13 protein-coding genes and 2 tRNA genes are annotated in these 16,437 nt (G+C 57.2%); 8 read left to right on the forward strand and 7 right to left on the reverse strand.

Annotation, left to right across the window (positions count from 1 at the left end):
* Positions 1-14 precede the first annotated feature (14 nt).
* From LA04_RS16555 to LA04_RS16565, 3 genes are read left to right on the forward strand one after another with little or no spacing between them, the layout of a single operon-like run.
* Complete coding sequence (locus tag LA04_RS16555) at positions 15-1,100, forward strand: efflux RND transporter periplasmic adaptor subunit (protein ID WP_072015546.1); 1,086 nt, start codon at positions 15-17, stop codon at positions 1,098-1,100.
* Complete coding sequence (locus LA04_RS16560) at positions 1,100-4,162, forward strand: efflux RND transporter permease subunit (RefSeq protein WP_047652430.1); 3,063 nt, start codon at positions 1,100-1,102, stop codon at positions 4,160-4,162. Before LA04_RS16555 ends, LA04_RS16560 begins: the two co-directional genes overlap by 1 nt.
* Positions 4,159-5,124: an acyltransferase gene (locus LA04_RS16565; protein WP_047652431.1), complete on the forward strand. Its 966-nt coding sequence runs from the start codon at positions 4,159-4,161 to the stop codon at positions 5,122-5,124. The genes LA04_RS16560 and LA04_RS16565 overlap by 4 nt, the downstream gene beginning before the upstream one ends.
* Here LA04_RS16565 and pagP read toward each other — a convergent pair.
* Entirely contained in the window at positions 5,121-5,696 is a 576-nt protein-coding gene (pagP, locus tag LA04_RS16570) for a lipid IV(A) palmitoyltransferase PagP (RefSeq protein ID WP_047652432.1), read from the reverse strand. The two genes, LA04_RS16565 and pagP, sit on opposite strands and share 4 nt — an antisense overlap.
* Positions 5,697-5,951: 255 nt before the next feature.
* Between pagP and shiA the strand changes: the two genes are divergently transcribed.
* The 3 genes from shiA (at position 5,952) to LA04_RS16585 (ending at position 10,580) form a co-directional block, all read left to right on the forward strand.
* The gene (gene shiA / locus LA04_RS16575; protein ID WP_047652433.1) at positions 5,952-7,268 is read left to right on the forward strand and encodes a shikimate transporter; all 1,317 of its coding nucleotides are present in this window, start codon (positions 5,952-5,954) and stop codon (positions 7,266-7,268) included.
* 73 nt (positions 7,269-7,341) lie between these two features.
* A complete protein-coding gene (locus tag LA04_RS16580) occupies positions 7,342-8,796 on the forward strand; it encodes an AMP nucleosidase (protein ID WP_047652434.1) in 1,455 nt (484 codons plus the stop codon).
* 17 nt (positions 8,797-8,813) lie between these two features.
* The gene (locus LA04_RS16585) at positions 8,814-10,580 is read left to right on the forward strand and encodes an aminopeptidase P family protein (protein WP_047652435.1); all 1,767 of its coding nucleotides are present in this window, start codon (positions 8,814-8,816) and stop codon (positions 10,578-10,580) included.
* Positions 10,581-10,723: 143 nt separating this feature from the next.
* Here the strand turns inward: LA04_RS16585 and LA04_RS16590 are convergent.
* Both LA04_RS16590 and emmdR read right to left on the reverse strand, forming a co-directional pair.
* Positions 10,724-10,799: transfer RNA gene (locus LA04_RS16590), tRNA-Asn, on the reverse strand.
* Positions 10,800-10,902: 103 nt separating this feature from the next.
* Positions 10,903-12,357, reverse strand: a complete 1,455-nt coding sequence (gene emmdR / locus LA04_RS16595; protein WP_152594377.1) for a multidrug efflux MATE transporter EmmdR — start codon at positions 12,355-12,357, stop codon at positions 10,903-10,905.
* Between the two features lie 161 nt (positions 12,358-12,518).
* Here emmdR and LA04_RS16600 point away from each other — a divergent pair.
* Both LA04_RS16600 and LA04_RS16605 read left to right on the forward strand, forming a co-directional pair.
* Positions 12,519-12,594: transfer RNA gene (locus LA04_RS16600), tRNA-Asn, on the forward strand.
* A 53-nt stretch (positions 12,595-12,647) separates the two neighbouring features.
* Positions 12,648-12,983: a gamma-glutamylcyclotransferase family protein gene (locus LA04_RS16605; RefSeq protein WP_047652437.1), complete on the forward strand. Its 336-nt coding sequence runs from the start codon at positions 12,648-12,650 to the stop codon at positions 12,981-12,983.
* A 47-nt stretch (positions 12,984-13,030) separates the two neighbouring features.
* On the opposite strand, the gene LA04_RS16610 is transcribed toward LA04_RS16605, so the two are convergent.
* The 4 genes from LA04_RS16610 to dacD form a co-directional block, all read right to left on the reverse strand.
* Entirely contained in the window at positions 13,031-13,366 is a 336-nt protein-coding gene (locus LA04_RS16610) for a DUF496 family protein (RefSeq protein ID WP_008499467.1), read from the reverse strand.
* Between the two features lie 158 nt (positions 13,367-13,524).
* The gene (locus tag LA04_RS16615; protein ID WP_033145945.1) at positions 13,525-14,583 is read right to left on the reverse strand and encodes an FUSC family protein; all 1,059 of its coding nucleotides are present in this window, start codon (positions 14,581-14,583) and stop codon (positions 13,525-13,527) included.
* A 92-nt stretch (positions 14,584-14,675) separates the two neighbouring features.
* Positions 14,676-15,149, reverse strand: coding sequence for a DNA gyrase inhibitor SbmC (sbmC, locus tag LA04_RS16620; RefSeq protein WP_047652438.1), 474 nt, complete (start codon positions 15,147-15,149; stop codon positions 14,676-14,678).
* Positions 15,150-15,268: 119 nt separating this feature from the next.
* Positions 15,269-16,435, reverse strand: a complete 1,167-nt coding sequence (gene dacD, locus LA04_RS16625; protein WP_032658759.1) for a serine-type D-Ala-D-Ala carboxypeptidase DacD — start codon at positions 16,433-16,435, stop codon at positions 15,269-15,271.
* Positions 16,436-16,437 lie beyond the last annotated feature (2 nt).

The raw sequence follows: 16,437 nt of genomic DNA on the forward strand, positions 1-16,437 counted from the left end.
ATTAGGGGAATACAGTGAACCGCTACCTCTCTCTTTTACCGTTCGTTTTGTTAACGCTCACGGCGTGCGACCCGAAACCGAAGCAAGCCGACCCCCTGCCCAGGATGGTAAAAGTCGCGGAGGTGACGGTTCCCGGTCACGCCCAGCAGCGAATTTTTCCCGCCCGCATTGAATCGGGCGATGCCACAGACCTTTCTTTCAAGCGCGCAGGTCAAATTGAAGCGCTCGATGTGCGTCAGGGCGCAGCCATCAAGCAGGGGCAACAGCTAGCCAGACTGAACGCCCGTGAAGCCCAGCAGCGGGTTAACGACAGACAAACGGCGGCGACGCTGGCCCAGAGGCAATTCGATCGATTCCAGACGCTGGCGGGCCGCCAGGCGATTTCGAAAGCAGAAATGGACGTGCAGCGCGCGAACCGCGATTCGGCGAATGCGGCGCTACAGATCGCCCGAGAAGAGCTGAATCAGATGACGCTCGTCGCCCCCTTCAGCGGGACGGCGGCCAGCGTGCATGTCCGAAACCATCAGGTGGTGTCTGCCGGTCAGCCCATCGCGACGTTAACCCGCACCGACCTGCTTGACGTGGTGTTCAGCATCCCTGAAAACCTGTTTAAGACCTTTGATATCCGCAACGCGCAGTATCGGCCCGTGGTGAGAATTAACGCCATTCCGGATCGGGAATTTACCGCCGTCTACAAAGAACACTCGGGCAGCAGCGACAGCAATACCCTGACCTGGCAGGTGATACTGACCATGCCGCGCCCGGATGATTTTCCCGCCGTCGGTGGCGTAAGCGGTACGGTGACCATCAATTTAAGCAACCTCCCGGCGGGCGCGGGCGATCAGGCGCTGGTCGTACCGGTTGAGTCAGTCTTTAACCCGGACAACAGACCGCGCAATGAGCCGCACGTCTGGGTCGTAACGGGCGAAGGCGACGCGCTCCATCTTGAAGACCGCAAGGTCAGCGTGGGGCAAGTGAGTACCGAAGGCGTGATGATTACCAGCGGGCTTAAGGCGGGTGAGCGCGTGGTGGCCGCTGGCGTTGGGGAGCTTCATGCTAACCAGCCGGTGCGTATCTGGACGCGTGAACGGGGACTGTAATGGATATCTCTCGTCAATTTATTAATAACCCCGTTCGCGTCTGGCTAACGATCCTGCTGCTGGGCATCGGGGGTATTTTTGCCCTGTTGAATATCGGCAGGCTGGAAGATCCCGCCTTTACCATTAAAACCGCAGTGGTGGTCACCCACTACCCCGGCGCATCCGCTCAGCAGGTGGAAGAAGAGGTGACGCTTCCGCTGGAGAATGCCCTTCAGCAGTTGCCCTATCTGGACAACGTAAGCTCTATCTCCTCAAACGGCCTGTCGCAAATCACCGTGAACATTGCCTCGCGCTATCACTCGAACGAGCTGCCGCAGATCTGGGATGAACTGCGCCGCCGCGTGGGCGATGCCTCGCGTCTGTTCCCGCCCGGCGTCGTCACGCCCTTTGTAAATGACGATTTCGGCGACGTGTTCGGCTTCTTCTTCGCCATTTCCGGAGACGAATTCAGTAATCCTGAACTGGTGAGATATGCGGAGCAGCTGCGCCGCGAGTTAATTCTGGTCCCCGGGGTCGCGAAGGTCGCCATCGGCGGGGCAATTGGTCAACAGGTCAACATCGATATCTCCCTGACCAAAATGGCCGCGCGCGGCATTACGCTGAACCAGCTTTCCGCCCTGCTCAGCAGACTTAACGTCGTTTCCAGCGCCGGTGAAATCACCTCCGGCAGCGAATCCATTCGGCTGCACCCGACCGGTGAGTTCGAAAATCTTGATGAACTGGCGGATCTCATCATCACGCCTTCCGGCACCGGGGCGGCGACGCGTCTGCGGGATATCGCCACGCTGTCGCGCGGGCTGAACGAATCGCCAGCCAGTATCTACCATGCCAACGGCAAAAAAGCCGTCACCATGGGCGTCTCGTTTATTCCCGGCGTGAACGTGATCGACGTGGGCCACGCGCTGGAGTCAAAGCTAAACCAGATGTCGGCGGAAAAACCGGCAGGCATACAGATAGACCTGTTTTACGATCAGGCAGCCGAAGTGGGCCATTCCGTTAACGGTTTTATTATTAACTTCCTGATGGCGCTGGCGATCGTCATCGGCGTGCTGCTGATCTTTATGGGCGTACGCAGCGGGATAATCATTGCGGTTTCTCTCGCCCTTAACGTGCTGGGCACGCTGCTGATTATGTATCTGTGTGGCATTGAGCTGCAGCGGATCTCGCTCGGGGCGCTGATTATCGCCCTCAGCATGCTGGTGGATAATGCCATCGTGATCGTCGAAGGAGTGTTGATTGCCCGACAGCAGGGCTCCCCGCTGTTAACCGCCGTGAACTACATCATCCGCCGCTCCGCCCTGCCGCTGCTGGGAGCGACGGTGATTGCCATCCTGGCGTTTGCCCCAATCGGGCTGTCGCAGGATTCCACCGGGGAATACTGTAAATCCCTGTTCCAGGTGCTGCTGATTTCCCTGATGCTGAGCTGGTTCTCTGCGCTCACCCTCACCCCGGTGCTGATTAAGTGGTGGTTGTTTAAAAACGACAGCGCGCCCGATAAAACCGACGAGTCAGATCCTTACGACAAACGACTCTACCGCGCCTACCAGCGCCTGCTTAACACGCTGTTGCACCATAAGGCACCGACGCTCATTGTGATGGCTGCGCTGCTGGCGGCGTCCATTTGGGGCTTCGGCGCCGTACGGCAAAATTTTTTCCCGTCGTCTAATACGCCGATTTTCTTTGTCGACCTGTGGCTACCCTACGGGACCGATATCAAGTGGACCGAGAAAATGACCGGCGATATCGAAAAAACCATTAACGGCCAGCCGGGGGTGGAGACCACCGTCTCGACCATTGGTCAGGGCAGTATGCGCTTTATTCTCACCTACAGCGGACAGCGGCAGTACGGCAACTATGCGCAGATCATGGTGCGCATGGACGACCAGCGCAACATCTCCGCCCTGACGCGCCACGTGGACGAGTACATCGCGCGAAACTATCCGCAGGTCAACGCCAGCACCAAACGGGTGATGTTTGGCCCCTCCGGCGACAGCGCCATTGAGGTGCGCATTAAAGGCCCCGATCCTGACCGGCTGCGCCTGATTGCCAGCCAGGTGGACGACATCCTCACGCGCGATCCTGCTACTGGCAGCGTCAGGAACGACTGGCAAAACCGCAGCAAGGTGATCCGCCCACAGTACGTTGCCGCCCTGGGCCGCGAGCTTGGCGTGGATAAGCAGGACGTCGACAACGCGCTGGAGATGAACTTCTCCGGCAGCCGGGCGGGGCTGTATCGGGAAGGCAGCGACCTGCTGCCCGTGGTGGTGAGGCCCCCGGAAAGCGAAAGGCTGGATGCCAGTCACCTGAACAACGTGCTGGTGTGGAGCCAGACGCGGCAGCAGTATATCCCGATGAGTAACGTCGTCAGCCGCTTCTCGCTGGAGTGGGAAGATCCGCTCATCCTTCGACGCGACCGCTCGCGGGTGCTGACGGTTCAGACGGACCCGGACCCGCTGAGCCAGCAAACCTCCGGGGACATTCTCGCCCGCGTGAAGCCGCAGATTGATGCCCTTAGCCTGCCACACGGCTACAGTATCGAGTGGGGGGGCGACGCGGAAAACTCCAGCGAAGCGCAGCAGGGGCTGTTCACTACGCTGCCGATTGGGTATCTGGTGATGTTTGTTATTACGGTGCTGATGTTCAGCTCGGTGAAAAATGCGGTCGCCATCTGGCTGACCGTGCCGCTGGCGCTGATTGGCGTCACGCCGGGATTTTTACTTACCGGCATTCCCTTTGGATTTATGGCGCTGATTGGCCTGCTGAGCCTGAGCGGGATGCTCATCCGCAACGGCATCGTGCTGGTGGAAGAGATCGAACAGCAGAAAACGCAAAAGGATCAGCACAGCGCGATCGTTTACGCCGCCACCTCGCGCCTGCGCCCTATCCTGCTCACCGCGTTCACTACCGTACTTGGCCTGGCTCCGCTGCTGCTGGATGTTTTCTTCCAGAGCATGGCCGTTGTCATTATGTTTGGACTGGGGTTTGCTACAATCCTGACGCTACTGGTACTCCCCGTGATCTACGCGTGTTTCCATCGTAAGGACGAAGCCAAACAACAATGAATGCGACAGGGCTGAACATTATTAAAACGCTGGGCTGTATGACGGCGGTTACCTTCTTCACCATCTACAACACCTGGGATCATTATGATTATGACTATCACTGGATCCTGGGGTTTTTAACCTTTATCTCGACGATTGCCACACCGCTGTTTTTTGTGGTGTCGGGCTATCTCGACGGACAATCGCGGCACGGCACGCGCTGGCAGCTGGGTAAAATTAAAAGTCTGGTGATTGTTTTTCTGTTCTGGATAACGATCTACTACCTGTGGGAGCCCTATCAGCGCGGGTATTTAATCCAGCCCTGGTTCGTGTTCGCCTTTGTGGTGATTTACACCTTCCACCCGGCGGTGGAGTGGCTTAGCCAGCGGAGAGCGCTGTTCTGCGGCGCGATTGCCGCCCTGCTGCTCTTTTCCTACGGATACGATCTGCTATCGGCGCTCTATCCTGAAACGCACGTCCTTTCGCTTTCACCGCAGTATCGGCTGTGGACGTGGCTGCTGTTTTATCTGACGGGGCAACTCTTTTGCGACCCGAAAATTGCCGAGTGGATTAGCCGCAAAAATGTCGTCAGGGCGGCGGTTGTCGCCATCCCGTTTATCTACCTCTTCACCTGGTTTTACGAGCGCCACTTCTTCTTCGCGCTGTTCAAGGCGGACAGAAACGCCTTTATCCTCACCGGCTCTCAAATTTACATTTTGATCATCGCGCTGGTGATTGCGGCGAACGGCGTGCGCTTTCGCCGCAATGCTGAATTTAAGGAGTCCATTCTGGCCGCCATCAGCAAAACGATGACCGGCGTGTACATTGTGCACTACTCGGTGTTTCATCTGCTGACGGCGCTGATTCCGGTGACCTCTCTTGGTATGAAGCTGGCGTTGATTGTGCTCACCTTCGTCACCTCTGTTCTGTTCTCCATGCTGGTATTGTCTAACGCCGTGGCAAAAAAGGTGATCACCCTTTAAAAGCCTAAGCGCAGCCAGGCAAAGAGCACGTTGCCGTTATTATATGTCCCGGGAATATAGGTGAACTGGACGGTAACGCGCTTATACCCGGCTGAAAACAGCGGGAAGATGAAGGGGAGCGGGACATAGTTTGCAAAATCATCTCGCGCCGTGATGCCCGCTGCGGCACCGAGCCCAAGGCGGAAATCTTTGGCATTATCCAGGTACCAGCCCTTCTCCCAGCCATACCCCATCGCGGGCTGCCATTCGTTGTGCGAGTCCTTGAACATCATCGCGAAAAGCGCGCTCCAGTTGCCCTCTTCGTTATAGCGGGAAACGCCCAGACCACCGCCCCATGGCATTTCATTGTAATTGTCAGTTTTTTCTTTGTCGTACATAAAGCGAGCGTGCCAGCTCAGAAACGGCAGGTACAGGTCGTAACGTTGGGGCTCTTTCCAGGTTTGTGAAATATCATCCGTCAGCGCATTCCACCAGCCGCTGATACGCTGTTCACCATAGACGTTGGGCTCCGCATGAAGCGGTGCGACGAATAAAAACAGAATCATCCAGAATGCCGAAAAGGTGCGTTGCATCATTATTCCCTCAGCTTAACTCACGCGGCGGTCACTATTACTGTAAACCATTCAGCCTTTAACGGAACCAGAAGACACAATTATCTCGCCGCAGGCGAAGATGAAATTTATTTATTCAGCACCATCCGGAAAGATAAAAACGTTTTCTCAGGCGTTTTGTCGCGGTAGTCTCATAGGTTCCGTTTATATGACGGCTGCTTTGTGAGTGACCTTTTCTTATACCAATAATTAAAAATTAGTACGGACAGGACAACTATGGACTCCACCCTCATCTCCGATCGTCCCAACGAGGAGACACCTTCGCTCAACCGTGCCCGCCGCGCAGCCTTAGGCAGCTTCGCGGGTGCCGTCGTCGACTGGTATGATTTTCTGCTTTACGGCATCACCGCCGCCCTGGTCTTTAACCGCGAGTTTTTTCCCCAGGTCAGCCCCGCGATGGGCACGCTCGCCGCGTTTGCCACCTTCGGCGTCGGCTTTCTGTTTCGCCCGCTGGGCGGGGTGATCTTCGGCCACTTCGGCGACCGTCTTGGCCGCAAGCGTATGCTGATGCTCACCGTCTGGATGATGGGGATCGCCACCGCGCTGATTGGCGTTCTCCCTTCGTTTTCCGCCATTGGCTGGTGGGCGCCCGTACTGTTGGTCACCCTGCGCGCCATCCAGGGCTTCGCCGTCGGCGGCGAATGGGGCGGCGCGGCGTTGCTGTCCGTTGAGAGCGCGCCGAAGCACAGAAAAGCGTTTTACAGCAGCGGCGTACAGGTCGGGTACGGCGTAGGCCTGCTGCTTTCCACTGGTCTGGTATCGCTCATCAGCCAGCTTACTACCGACGAGCAGTTCCTGAGCTGGGGCTGGCGCATTCCGTTCATCTTCAGCATCGTGCTGGTCATCGCCGCACTGTGGATCCGTAACGGGATGGAGGAGTCGGCTGAGTTTGAAAAACAACAGCTGGAAAAACCGCTCGCCAAAAAGCGTCTGCCTGTGATGGAGGCGCTGGTTCAGCACCCTGGCGCTTTTCTGAAAATTATCGCCCTGCGCCTGTGCGAGCTGCTGACGATGTATATCGTCACCGCGTTTGCCCTGAACTACTCGACGCAGAACCTCGGTCTTCCCCGCGAGCTGTTCCTCAATATTGGCCTGCTCGTCGGCGGGATCAGCTGCCTGACTATCCCCTGCTTCGCCTGGCTGGCGGACAGGTTTGGCCGCCGTCGCGTTTACATCACCGGGGCGCTGATTGGCACCCTCAGCGCCTGGCCGTTCTTTATGGCGCTCGAGGCGCAGTCGATCTTCTGGATTGTCTTCTTCGCCATCATGCTCGCCAACATCGCTCACGACATGGTGGTGTGCGTGCAGCAGCCGATGTTCACCGAGCTGTTTGGCGCAAGCTACCGCTACAGCGGCGCGGGCGTGGGATACCAGGTCGCAAGCGTGGTCGGCGGCGGATTTACGCCGTTTATTGCCGCCGCGCTGGTGACCTTCTCCGGCGGCAACTGGCACAGCGTGGCGATTTATCTGCTGGCCGGCTGCCTCCTGTCGGCGGCGACGGCGCTGCTGATGAAAGAGACGAGCCACGGCTGATCTCCCTTTTGTTTCACGGGCGTGTGACATACTATCGGGTAGAGTCGCACACCTGTGGAACAAGGAGACAGAGATGAATAATAAGGGCTCCAGCCTGACCCCGGCTCAGGCGCTGGAAAAACTCGACGCGCTGTATGAACAGTCCGTCAACGCGCTGCGCAGCGCCATTAGCGAATATATCGAAACAGGGAAACTCCCCGATCAAAAGGCCAGAACCGAGGGCCTTTTTGTTTATCCATCGCTCTCTGTGACCTGGGACGGCAGCGCCAGCAGTAATCCCAAAACCCGCGCCTACGCGCGCTTTACCCACTCCGGCTGCTACAGCACCACCGTCACCCGCCCTGCGCTGTTCCGCCCGTATCTAGAAGAACAGCTTACGCTGTTGTATCAGGATTACGGCGCGCACATTGCCGTTGAGCCCTCGCAGCATGAGATCCCGTATCCGTACGTGATTGACGGTTCGGCGTTAACCCTTGACCGCTCCATGAGCGCGGGGCTGACCCGCCACTTCCCGACCACCGAGCTTTCGCAGATTGGCGATGAGACGGCAGACGGGATTTATCACCCGGCCGAATTTTCTCCTCTGTCGCACTTTGACGCCCGCCGGGTCGATTTCTCCCTGGCACGTCTGCGCCACTACACCGGTACGCCAGTCGAACATTTCCAGCCGTTCGTGCTCTTTACCAACTACACCCGCTACGTGGACGAATTTGTCCGCTGGGGCTGCAGCCAGATCCTCGATCCGGAAAGCCCGTACATTGCCCTCTCCTGCGCGGGCGGGATCTGGATCACCGCTGAAACCGAAGCGCCCGAGCAGGCGATCTCCGATCTGGCGTGGAAAAAACACCAAATGCCCGCCTGGCACCTGATCACCGCCGACGGTCAGGGCATTACGCTGATCAACATCGGCGTGGGCCCGTCAAATGCAAAGACCATCTGCGACCATCTGGCGGTACTGCGCCCGGACGTGTGGCTGATGATTGGCCACTGCGGCGGCCTGCGCGAAAGCCAGCTGATTGGCGACTACGTGCTGGCCCATGCGTATCTGCGCGATGACCACGTGCTTGATGCGGTGCTGCCGCCGGATATCCCAATCCCGAGCATCGCCGAAGTCCAGCGCGCGCTGTATGACGCTACCAAAGAGGTTAGCGGCATGCCGGGAGAAGAGGTTAAACAGCGCCTGCGCACCGGTACGGTCGTCACGACGGATGACCGCAACTGGGAGCTGCGCTACTCCGCCTCCGCGCTGCGCTTCAACCTGAGCCGCGCGGTGGCGATCGATATGGAGAGCGCCACCATCGCCGCGCAGGGATATCGCTTCCGCGTTCCGTACGGCACGCTGCTGTGCGTCTCCGATAAGCCGCTGCACGGCGAAATTAAGCTGCCCGGCCAGGCCAACCGTTTCTACGAAGGGGCTATCTCAGAGCATCTGCAAATCGGCATTCGCGCCATCGACCTGCTTCGGGCGGAAGGTGACAGGCTGCATTCGCGCAAGCTGCGCACCTTCAACGAGCCGCCGTTCCGCTAATAACGTAAGGAAAAACAATGTCCAGCACATCACCGCTCTCTGCCCTACGCCACTGGCTTGAGGCCAGCCGTCTCGACGGGATGATCGTCCCGCGCGCTGACGCCTGGCAGAGCGAATACTGCGCGCCGTACGACGAAAAGCTGGCCTGGCTGACGGGCTTTGACGGCTCTGCCGGCGTCGCGCTGGTACTGAAGGATAAAGCGCTGCTGTTCGTTGACGGGCGCTATCAGGTCCAGGCCCGCGTTCAGGTGAATCTGGCCGAGATTGAAATTCACCACCTGCACAACGAGCCGCTGGCTGAATGGCTGGCAGAAAACGTTGATGCAGGCACGCGCATCGGTTTTGACCCGCTGCTGATGACCCACTCGGAGTTTGAGCAACTGTCTGCCACGCCGTGCGAGCTGGTGCCTCTGAAGGCCTCGCCGTTTGACACCTTATGGACCGATCGCCCTGCCGCGCCGGCGGGGCTTATCCGGGATATGCCGGTTGAACACAGCGGAGAACGCAGCGCGGACAAACGTCAGCGCGTCGCCGCCGCGCTGGCCGCAAACCACGTCGATTATCTCGCCGTTACCCTGCCGGATAACATCGCCTGGCTGCTAAACGTACGCGGTGCGGATATTCCTTACAGCCCGGTACCGCTCTCCTTTGCCCTGCTTGGACGTGACGGTCACGTTGAGTGGTTTGTTAACGAAAATAAGCTCAGCGCCCTGCCTGACGGTGTGCGCAATGCGTTCACCATTGCGCCGCAGGATACCTTTATTGAACGCTGCCAGCAGATTGCTGAAGGCAAACGGGTGATGGTTGATGCCGACTCCGCGCCGGTTGCCCTGCGCTTCGCCATTGAACCACGCGGAGAAATTGTCTGGCGGACCGACCCTATCACCCTGATGAAAGCCACCAAAAACCCGGTCGAGCTGGCAGGCTATCGCGAGTGCCATCACCGGGACGGTGCCGCGTGGGTTAACTTCCTCGCCTGGCTGAGCCGCGAAGTGCCGCTGCGCGAGGCGGCAGGGCAACCGCTCACCGAGCTGGACGCGCAGGCGCAGCAGCTTGCGTTCCGTCAACAGCAGCCGGGGTTCATCGAGCAGAGTTTTGCTACCATCTCCGCCTCTTCGAGCAATGCGGCGATGTGCCACTATCATTCGAGCGAGGCCAGCAATAAGCCCATCGGCCATGACCATTTTTACCTGAACGATTCCGGCGGCCAGTATGCTAACGGCACCACCGACGCCACGCGCACGCTGGCGTGGGGTAAGGTCGATCCGCAGCAGCGCCTGCACTACACCGCCGTGCTGAGAGGCTTTCTGTCGCTCATTACCCTGCAGTTCCCTTCCGGGACTCAGGGGCATCAGCTGGATGCGTTTGCGCGTCGCCCGCTGTGGGAGATGGGGCTGGATTACGATCACGGCACGGGGCACGGCGTGGGGCACCAGCTGCTGATCCACGAGAACCCGCATCGCATCGCCAAAAAGGTCAATCCGTGGCCGCTGGTGGCGGGCAATATCATGACTATCGAGCCGGGCTACTATCTGGGCGATAGCCACGGTATTCGCATTGAAAACCAGGTGGAGATTGTGGAGAGCCGTCCGGGGTTCTGCAAATTTGCCTCGCTGACGCTGATCCCGATCGACTTAAGTCAGGTTGAGCTGCATCTGTTGAGCGAGCAGGAAAAACAGTGGCTGGATGAATATCATCAGCAGGTACGGAAGGTATTGTCACCGCTGGTGGATAGCGATGCGCGTGAGTGGCTGGTTGAGGCGACGGCGCCGATTGGTGTGTAATATCGTGCGGTCTGGTGCCCTCACCCCAACCCTCTCCCACGGGAGAGGGTGCAAACACTAAAAACGGCAACAAGGTTGCCGTTTTGCATTTTGCCTTGCGCAGAAAAGCAAAAAGCCTGCTTTAAAAGCAGGCTTTTTAAATTTGGCTCCTCTGACTGGACTCGAACCAGTGACATACGGATTAACAGTCCGCCGTTCTACCGACTGAACTACAGAGGAATCGTGTGAACGGGGCGCATATTATCGATGCTCCCCCGGGATGTCAAAGGCAGAATGCACATTTCCGATCGTTTGCCGAATTATTCTCCACTTCGCGCAATTGTCAGGCACTCTTTCGCGGATATTTCCACAGCCAGCGCCCGCTGACCATCCGCCAGTAGAACAGCGCGCCCCGCACGGCCCAGTCGAGGAACATCCCCAGCCAGACGCCGACCACACCCCATCCGAGCATCACCCCGAGCGTATACCCCACGACAACGCGACATCCCCACATGCCGAGCATCGATACCCACATCGCAAAGCGGGCATCGCGCGCCCCCTTCAGCCCGGCGGGTAGTACCCATGAGGCTGCCCAGATGGGCATAAAAGCCGCGTTGAGCCAGATGAGGATCTTAACAACCTCTTTAACGTCGTCTTCGTGGGTATAGAACGAGGCCATCAGCCCGGCAAACGGCGCAGTTCCCCAGGCGATCAGCGTTAGCCCAATGGTCGACAGCCAGAACACGTGCCGCAGCTGCCGCTCCGCCTGGCCTATCTGCCCTTTCCCGAGCCGCTTACCCGTAATAATGGTGGATGCTGAACCCAGCGCGTTACCCGGCAGGTTAATCAGCGAGGCAATAGAGAAGGCGATAAAGTTACCGGCGATAACGTCGGTCCCCATCCCGGCGACAAACATCTGCGTGAGCAACTTCCCGCCGTTGAATAACACCGATTCTATGCTCGCGGGAATGCCAATCCCCATCACTTCCCAGATAATGGCGAAATTAAAGGGACGGAAATAGCTTTTCAGCGTCAGACGCAGCGAGGGGGTAATCCCGGCCATCAGCACCCCGATGATGGCTGCCGCGCCGATATAGCGTGAAATGGTTAACCCCAGTCCGGCACCGACGAACCCCAGCCCCTCCCACGAGAACACGCCGTAGATCAGCACGCTGCTGATAATGATATTCAGGATATTCATCCCGCCGTTGATCAGCAGCGGAATTTTGGTGTTGCCCGCCCCGCGCAGCGCGCCGCTGCCAATCAGGGCAATGGCTGCCGCTGGATAGCTTATGACGGTCATCTCGAGGTAGGTCAGCGCCAGGTCTTTCACCTCGTTCGTGGCCTCCCCGGCGACAAAATCGATAATCTCTTTACCGAAATAGTGGATCACCGCCGCCAGAACGATCGAAAAAATGGTCATGATCATCAGCGACTGGCGGGCCGCCTCGCGTGCACGTTTGGGATCCAGCTTGCCGAGGCTAAAGGCCACCACCACCGTCGTCCCGAGGTCTATGGCGGCAAAGAACGAGATCACCACCATGTTAAAGCTGTCCGCCAGCCCAACCCCAGCCATCGCCTCTTTCCCCAGCCAGCTCACCAGGAAAGTGCTCAGAACCCCCATCAGCAGAACGCAGGTATTTTCCAGGAAGATAGGCACGGCAAGAGGGGTGATTTCACGCCAGAACAGGACACGATAGCTTTTACGTTTTGCATACCATGGCGTGCGCGTTATCGCCTGGCGTAAGGAGGCAGTGACGTTCAAAATGGACCTTAGCGAGAAAAGTTGAAACTCCATTTCAAATGATGGGGGACAAATGCTAATCCTGCAAAGTATTTTCCTGAAAAAGATGTGTGGATTTACAACAAACTGACGACAGAATCAGCAATCAGTCGATTTTCCCTAAGATCAGGTTTGACAAAACTTTTTTCGCCGCTAAGATAAGCCTCCACAACGATTCCTCTGTAGTTCAGTCGGTAGAACGGCGGACTGTTAATCCGTATGTCACTGGTTCGAGTCCAGTCAGAGGAGCCAAATTTAAAAAGCCTGCTTTTAAAGCAGGCTTTTTGCTTTGCGGATGAGGGAAAATGAACGCTCTGTTTGTCTACGGCACGCTGCGCCCGGGCCACTGTAATGCGCATATTCTTGAAAACATCGGCGGCGAATGGCTGGCCGGTTCCGTATCCGGTACGTTTTACGAACGCGGCTGGGGCGCTGCGGCGGACTTCCCGGGAATTGTGCTCCACCCTGACGGCCCCCGCGTCGAAGGCTATCTGTTTATCTCTGATAACCTTGCCGCACACTGGCAGATGCTGGATGAGTTTGAAGACGGCTACGATCGGGTTGAGGTCACGGTGACCACCCTTGAAGGCAAGCAGGTTAAGGCCTGGATTTATCAGCTACAGCCGCGTTCTGCGTCATAAAAAAAGGCTCTCTGTCACCAGAGAGCCTTTTTTGCTATTCGCTGCGATTACTCGCTTTTTGCTTCGCCGTTTTTAATTTCGCCCATCACTTTCAGCTTTTTAGAGATGTCGCGACGCTCTTTGGACAGCTCAGCATTTTTGATGATGTAGTCATCAACGCGGTCTTCATAGTCGCTCTTCATGCTGGCGATGATGCCCTGAATAGCTTCAACGCTCATGCCTGGCTTGATGTAGTCGCTCAGGTTGTCGAGCAGCAGAACACGTTTCTGGTTGTCACGGATCTTCTTCTCAACGTCCTGGATTTCACGCTGCAGCTTGTTTTTGCGGCGGAACAGGCGGACGAATTCCAGAACATCCTGGAACGAAGGCTTGGTAGTTTCCATTTTTACACCCCTGATAATGTGAGATTCGGATTCGTTAAGGCAACCGTTGTAACAATAACCTTACTGACAGCGGCTGCGAATGACAATGAGTATATCGTTTAAAGCTATCATAACCCCAATTGCTGCTGAATCGAAGCAGCAGGCGTCACATACGCCTTTTATTTGCGCAGCGCCCGGCAAATAAGGTGCGATAACAGCTCAAGCTGCCGCGCCAGTTCCATGCTCAGCCAGACGTAGCCATGAATAGGCGTTTCCGCAACGTTATCGCTCTGGCGTTCGTTGATTAACTGCTTCAGCTCGGCGACGATCTCATTCAGCCGCTCGCTGTTGGCCAGTATCGGCTGCGGGTTCCCTTCATAGAGCGCATGGGCAATGGTCAACAGCGTTTGCTGCGTCATCTGCTGGGTCTCTTTGAGGGTCTGCGCATTAAGCATCAACAGATGGCTGGGACGCGAGGCCCAGTGGGCGTTGATTTGCAGTTCAAGCATGCAGACCAGATTGCGGCTTACCGTCTGGATGGCTTCGAAAATCGATTTCTGAATACGGGTTTCTTTGCTGGCGGGCGTGATCAGGCCGCGCATTTTGACCACGTCGTTGAGGATGGTTTGCAGATGCTTTTCCAGCCGGGGACGTTCGACCAGATTCGGGGAAAAACCGGCCTGATAGACGCGGTTAAAGGCGGTGACGTAGTTCGCCATCTGAATACGCCAGTGCAGAAAAGCGCGCTGCGGCCAGATACCGGTGAAGAGCATGGCCAGCAGTGACCCCAGGATAACATCCCCGCTTCGCCACAGCGCGGTGGTCATATCCCCGGCGGGTGCGCCAACCACCACCGCAAGCGTGATACCAATCAGCAGCGCCTGATAAGGACGCTTACCCAACGCCAGCCAGCCGCACAGGAACATGGCGGCACCGCACCATGCCAGCATCACCGGAAACGAGATAAGCTCCAGCTTAAGGGCAATAAGCCCAAGGGCCGAGCCTAACACCGTCCCGCCAATTCGCTCGAAAGCGCGCGGAACAACGTTCCCCCAAAACGAGATGGGCCCCATCACCACCACCAGGGTGATCAGCGGCCACGTCCCTTCCGGAACATCAAGCAAACGGACCAGTACAAACGTCAATACGAACGCCAGCGCGATGCGACACCCGTGCACCACGCGGTAATGTTTGTACAACCGAATTTCAAAAGGGGTTAATGATTTGTCGGGACGCACACCCGCTCTCCAGCTACACGGCAAATCACAATTGTACTGTGTTTTCAGCCGGGCGGATCGCTCCCGGCTGAAAAACCCTTCGTTTAGCAGGCTTAAACCGTTTTGTGCTCTACTGCGATAAACATTTCGATATCCCAGTAGCCGTCTGCATTGCCGTCATTGAGATAGCGTTCGAAGCAGGGTTTAAGCGCCATCTGGTACTTATTGTCCTGCAGCAGAGAGTTGAAGAACTGATACCACGGCGTGGCGAAGTCGTAGTTTTCCACGCGCGCCGTCGCCACGGCATAATCCCCGGCCGCGATTTCCGTCATCATGACGCCTTCGCTGTTTTCCGGGATAACGAAATCGTCCGGCACCGTAACGGCCGTATCGCAGCGCAGTTTTTCTGCCGGGACTTCATCGGGGTTATCGTAGTAGACCGCAACCCACTCCAGCGGCTCAATGTGGCGCCCGTCCACCCACATCACCAGCTGTTCAAAGCCCTGTTTTACCGTTTGTTCCCACGGTCCGACCAAATGAAAACCGGCAATCTTACGTTTCTGTTGCTGCTTGATGCTGTAGTCCATGCTGCCTCCATTTATTACTGTATATTTATACACTATAAAGCTGGATTACTATTATCGGCAAACGAGGAGTGTTTATTATGTGAGCAGACTCGCAACCCTGCCAGTCTGCCCATCAGCGGTTAAAGCGTGTGGTGGAGATAATCGCTCATGCGTGAGAACAGGCCGCCCTTATCAACGGCTTCCAGCGTCACCAGCGGCCAGTGCGCCACCACCTTGTCGCGATCGTAGAGCTGGATCTCCCCGACCCGCTGGTGCGCAGCAATCGGCGCTTCCAGCTCTTTTTTATCCAGCACATATTTGGCTTTGATGTTCGGCACTTCCGCTTTCGGCAGGGCCAGCCAGAAGTCCTGGTCGGTGCCCAGTTTCACCTGCTCCTTATCGCCGTACCAGATACGCTCTGTCCCCACTTTTTTACCGCTATGCAGGATTTGCACCGTATCGAAATTCTGCTGCCCCCAGTGCAGCAGTTTCCGGGCCTGGTCCTCACGCCCTTTCGGGCTGTCCGCCCCCATCACCACCGCGATTAAACGGCGCTGCCCGTCAACGGCGGACGCAATCAGATTAAAGCCCGCCCCCGAGGTGTGCCCCGTTTTAAGCCCGTCCACGTTCATGGTTTTATCCCATAGCAGGCCGTTACGGTTTTGCTGGGTGATCCCGTTCCAGGTCAGGCTCTTTTCGCTGTACATATGATAAAACTCAGGCTCGCCGTGAATGATGGCCCGGGAGAGTACGGCCAGGTCATAGGCGGAGCTGTGCTGGCCCGGCGCATCCAGCCCGTGGACGGTTTCAAAGTGCGTATCGCGCAGGTTAAGCTTCTGCACGTAGTCGTTCATCATCTTCACAAACTGCGGCTGACCGCCCGCCACGTGATCGGCCAGCGCCACGCAGGCGTCGTTGCCGGAATCGACAATCAGACCGCGGCTTAAATCGCGCACGCTGACGCGATCGCCCTCTTTCAGGAACATCAGAGACGAGCCGTCAAAAACCGGGTTACCTTTTGCCCAGGCGTCACGCCCTACTGTGACAATGTCGTCCGGCGTAATGCGATGGCTATCAATGGCCCGATCAACCACATACCCCGTCATCAGCTTGGTCAGGCTCGCCGGATTACGTTGTTGATGTTCGTTGCCCGCCGTTAAGATCTGACCAGTCGTGTAGTCCATCAGCACCCAGGAGCCAGCCTGAATGGCCGGAGGCTGCGGCGAAAAATCCAGCGGTTCGGCCGCAAAAGCAGATGAGACACTCGAAGCGAGTAAAGAAACAGCAATAAACAGACGGCGTTTCAACG

Source organism: Enterobacter sp. UCD-UG_FMILLET (assembly GCF_000762975.1).
GTDB classification, from domain to species: domain Bacteria; phylum Pseudomonadota; class Gammaproteobacteria; order Enterobacterales; family Enterobacteriaceae; genus Enterobacter; species Enterobacter dykesii.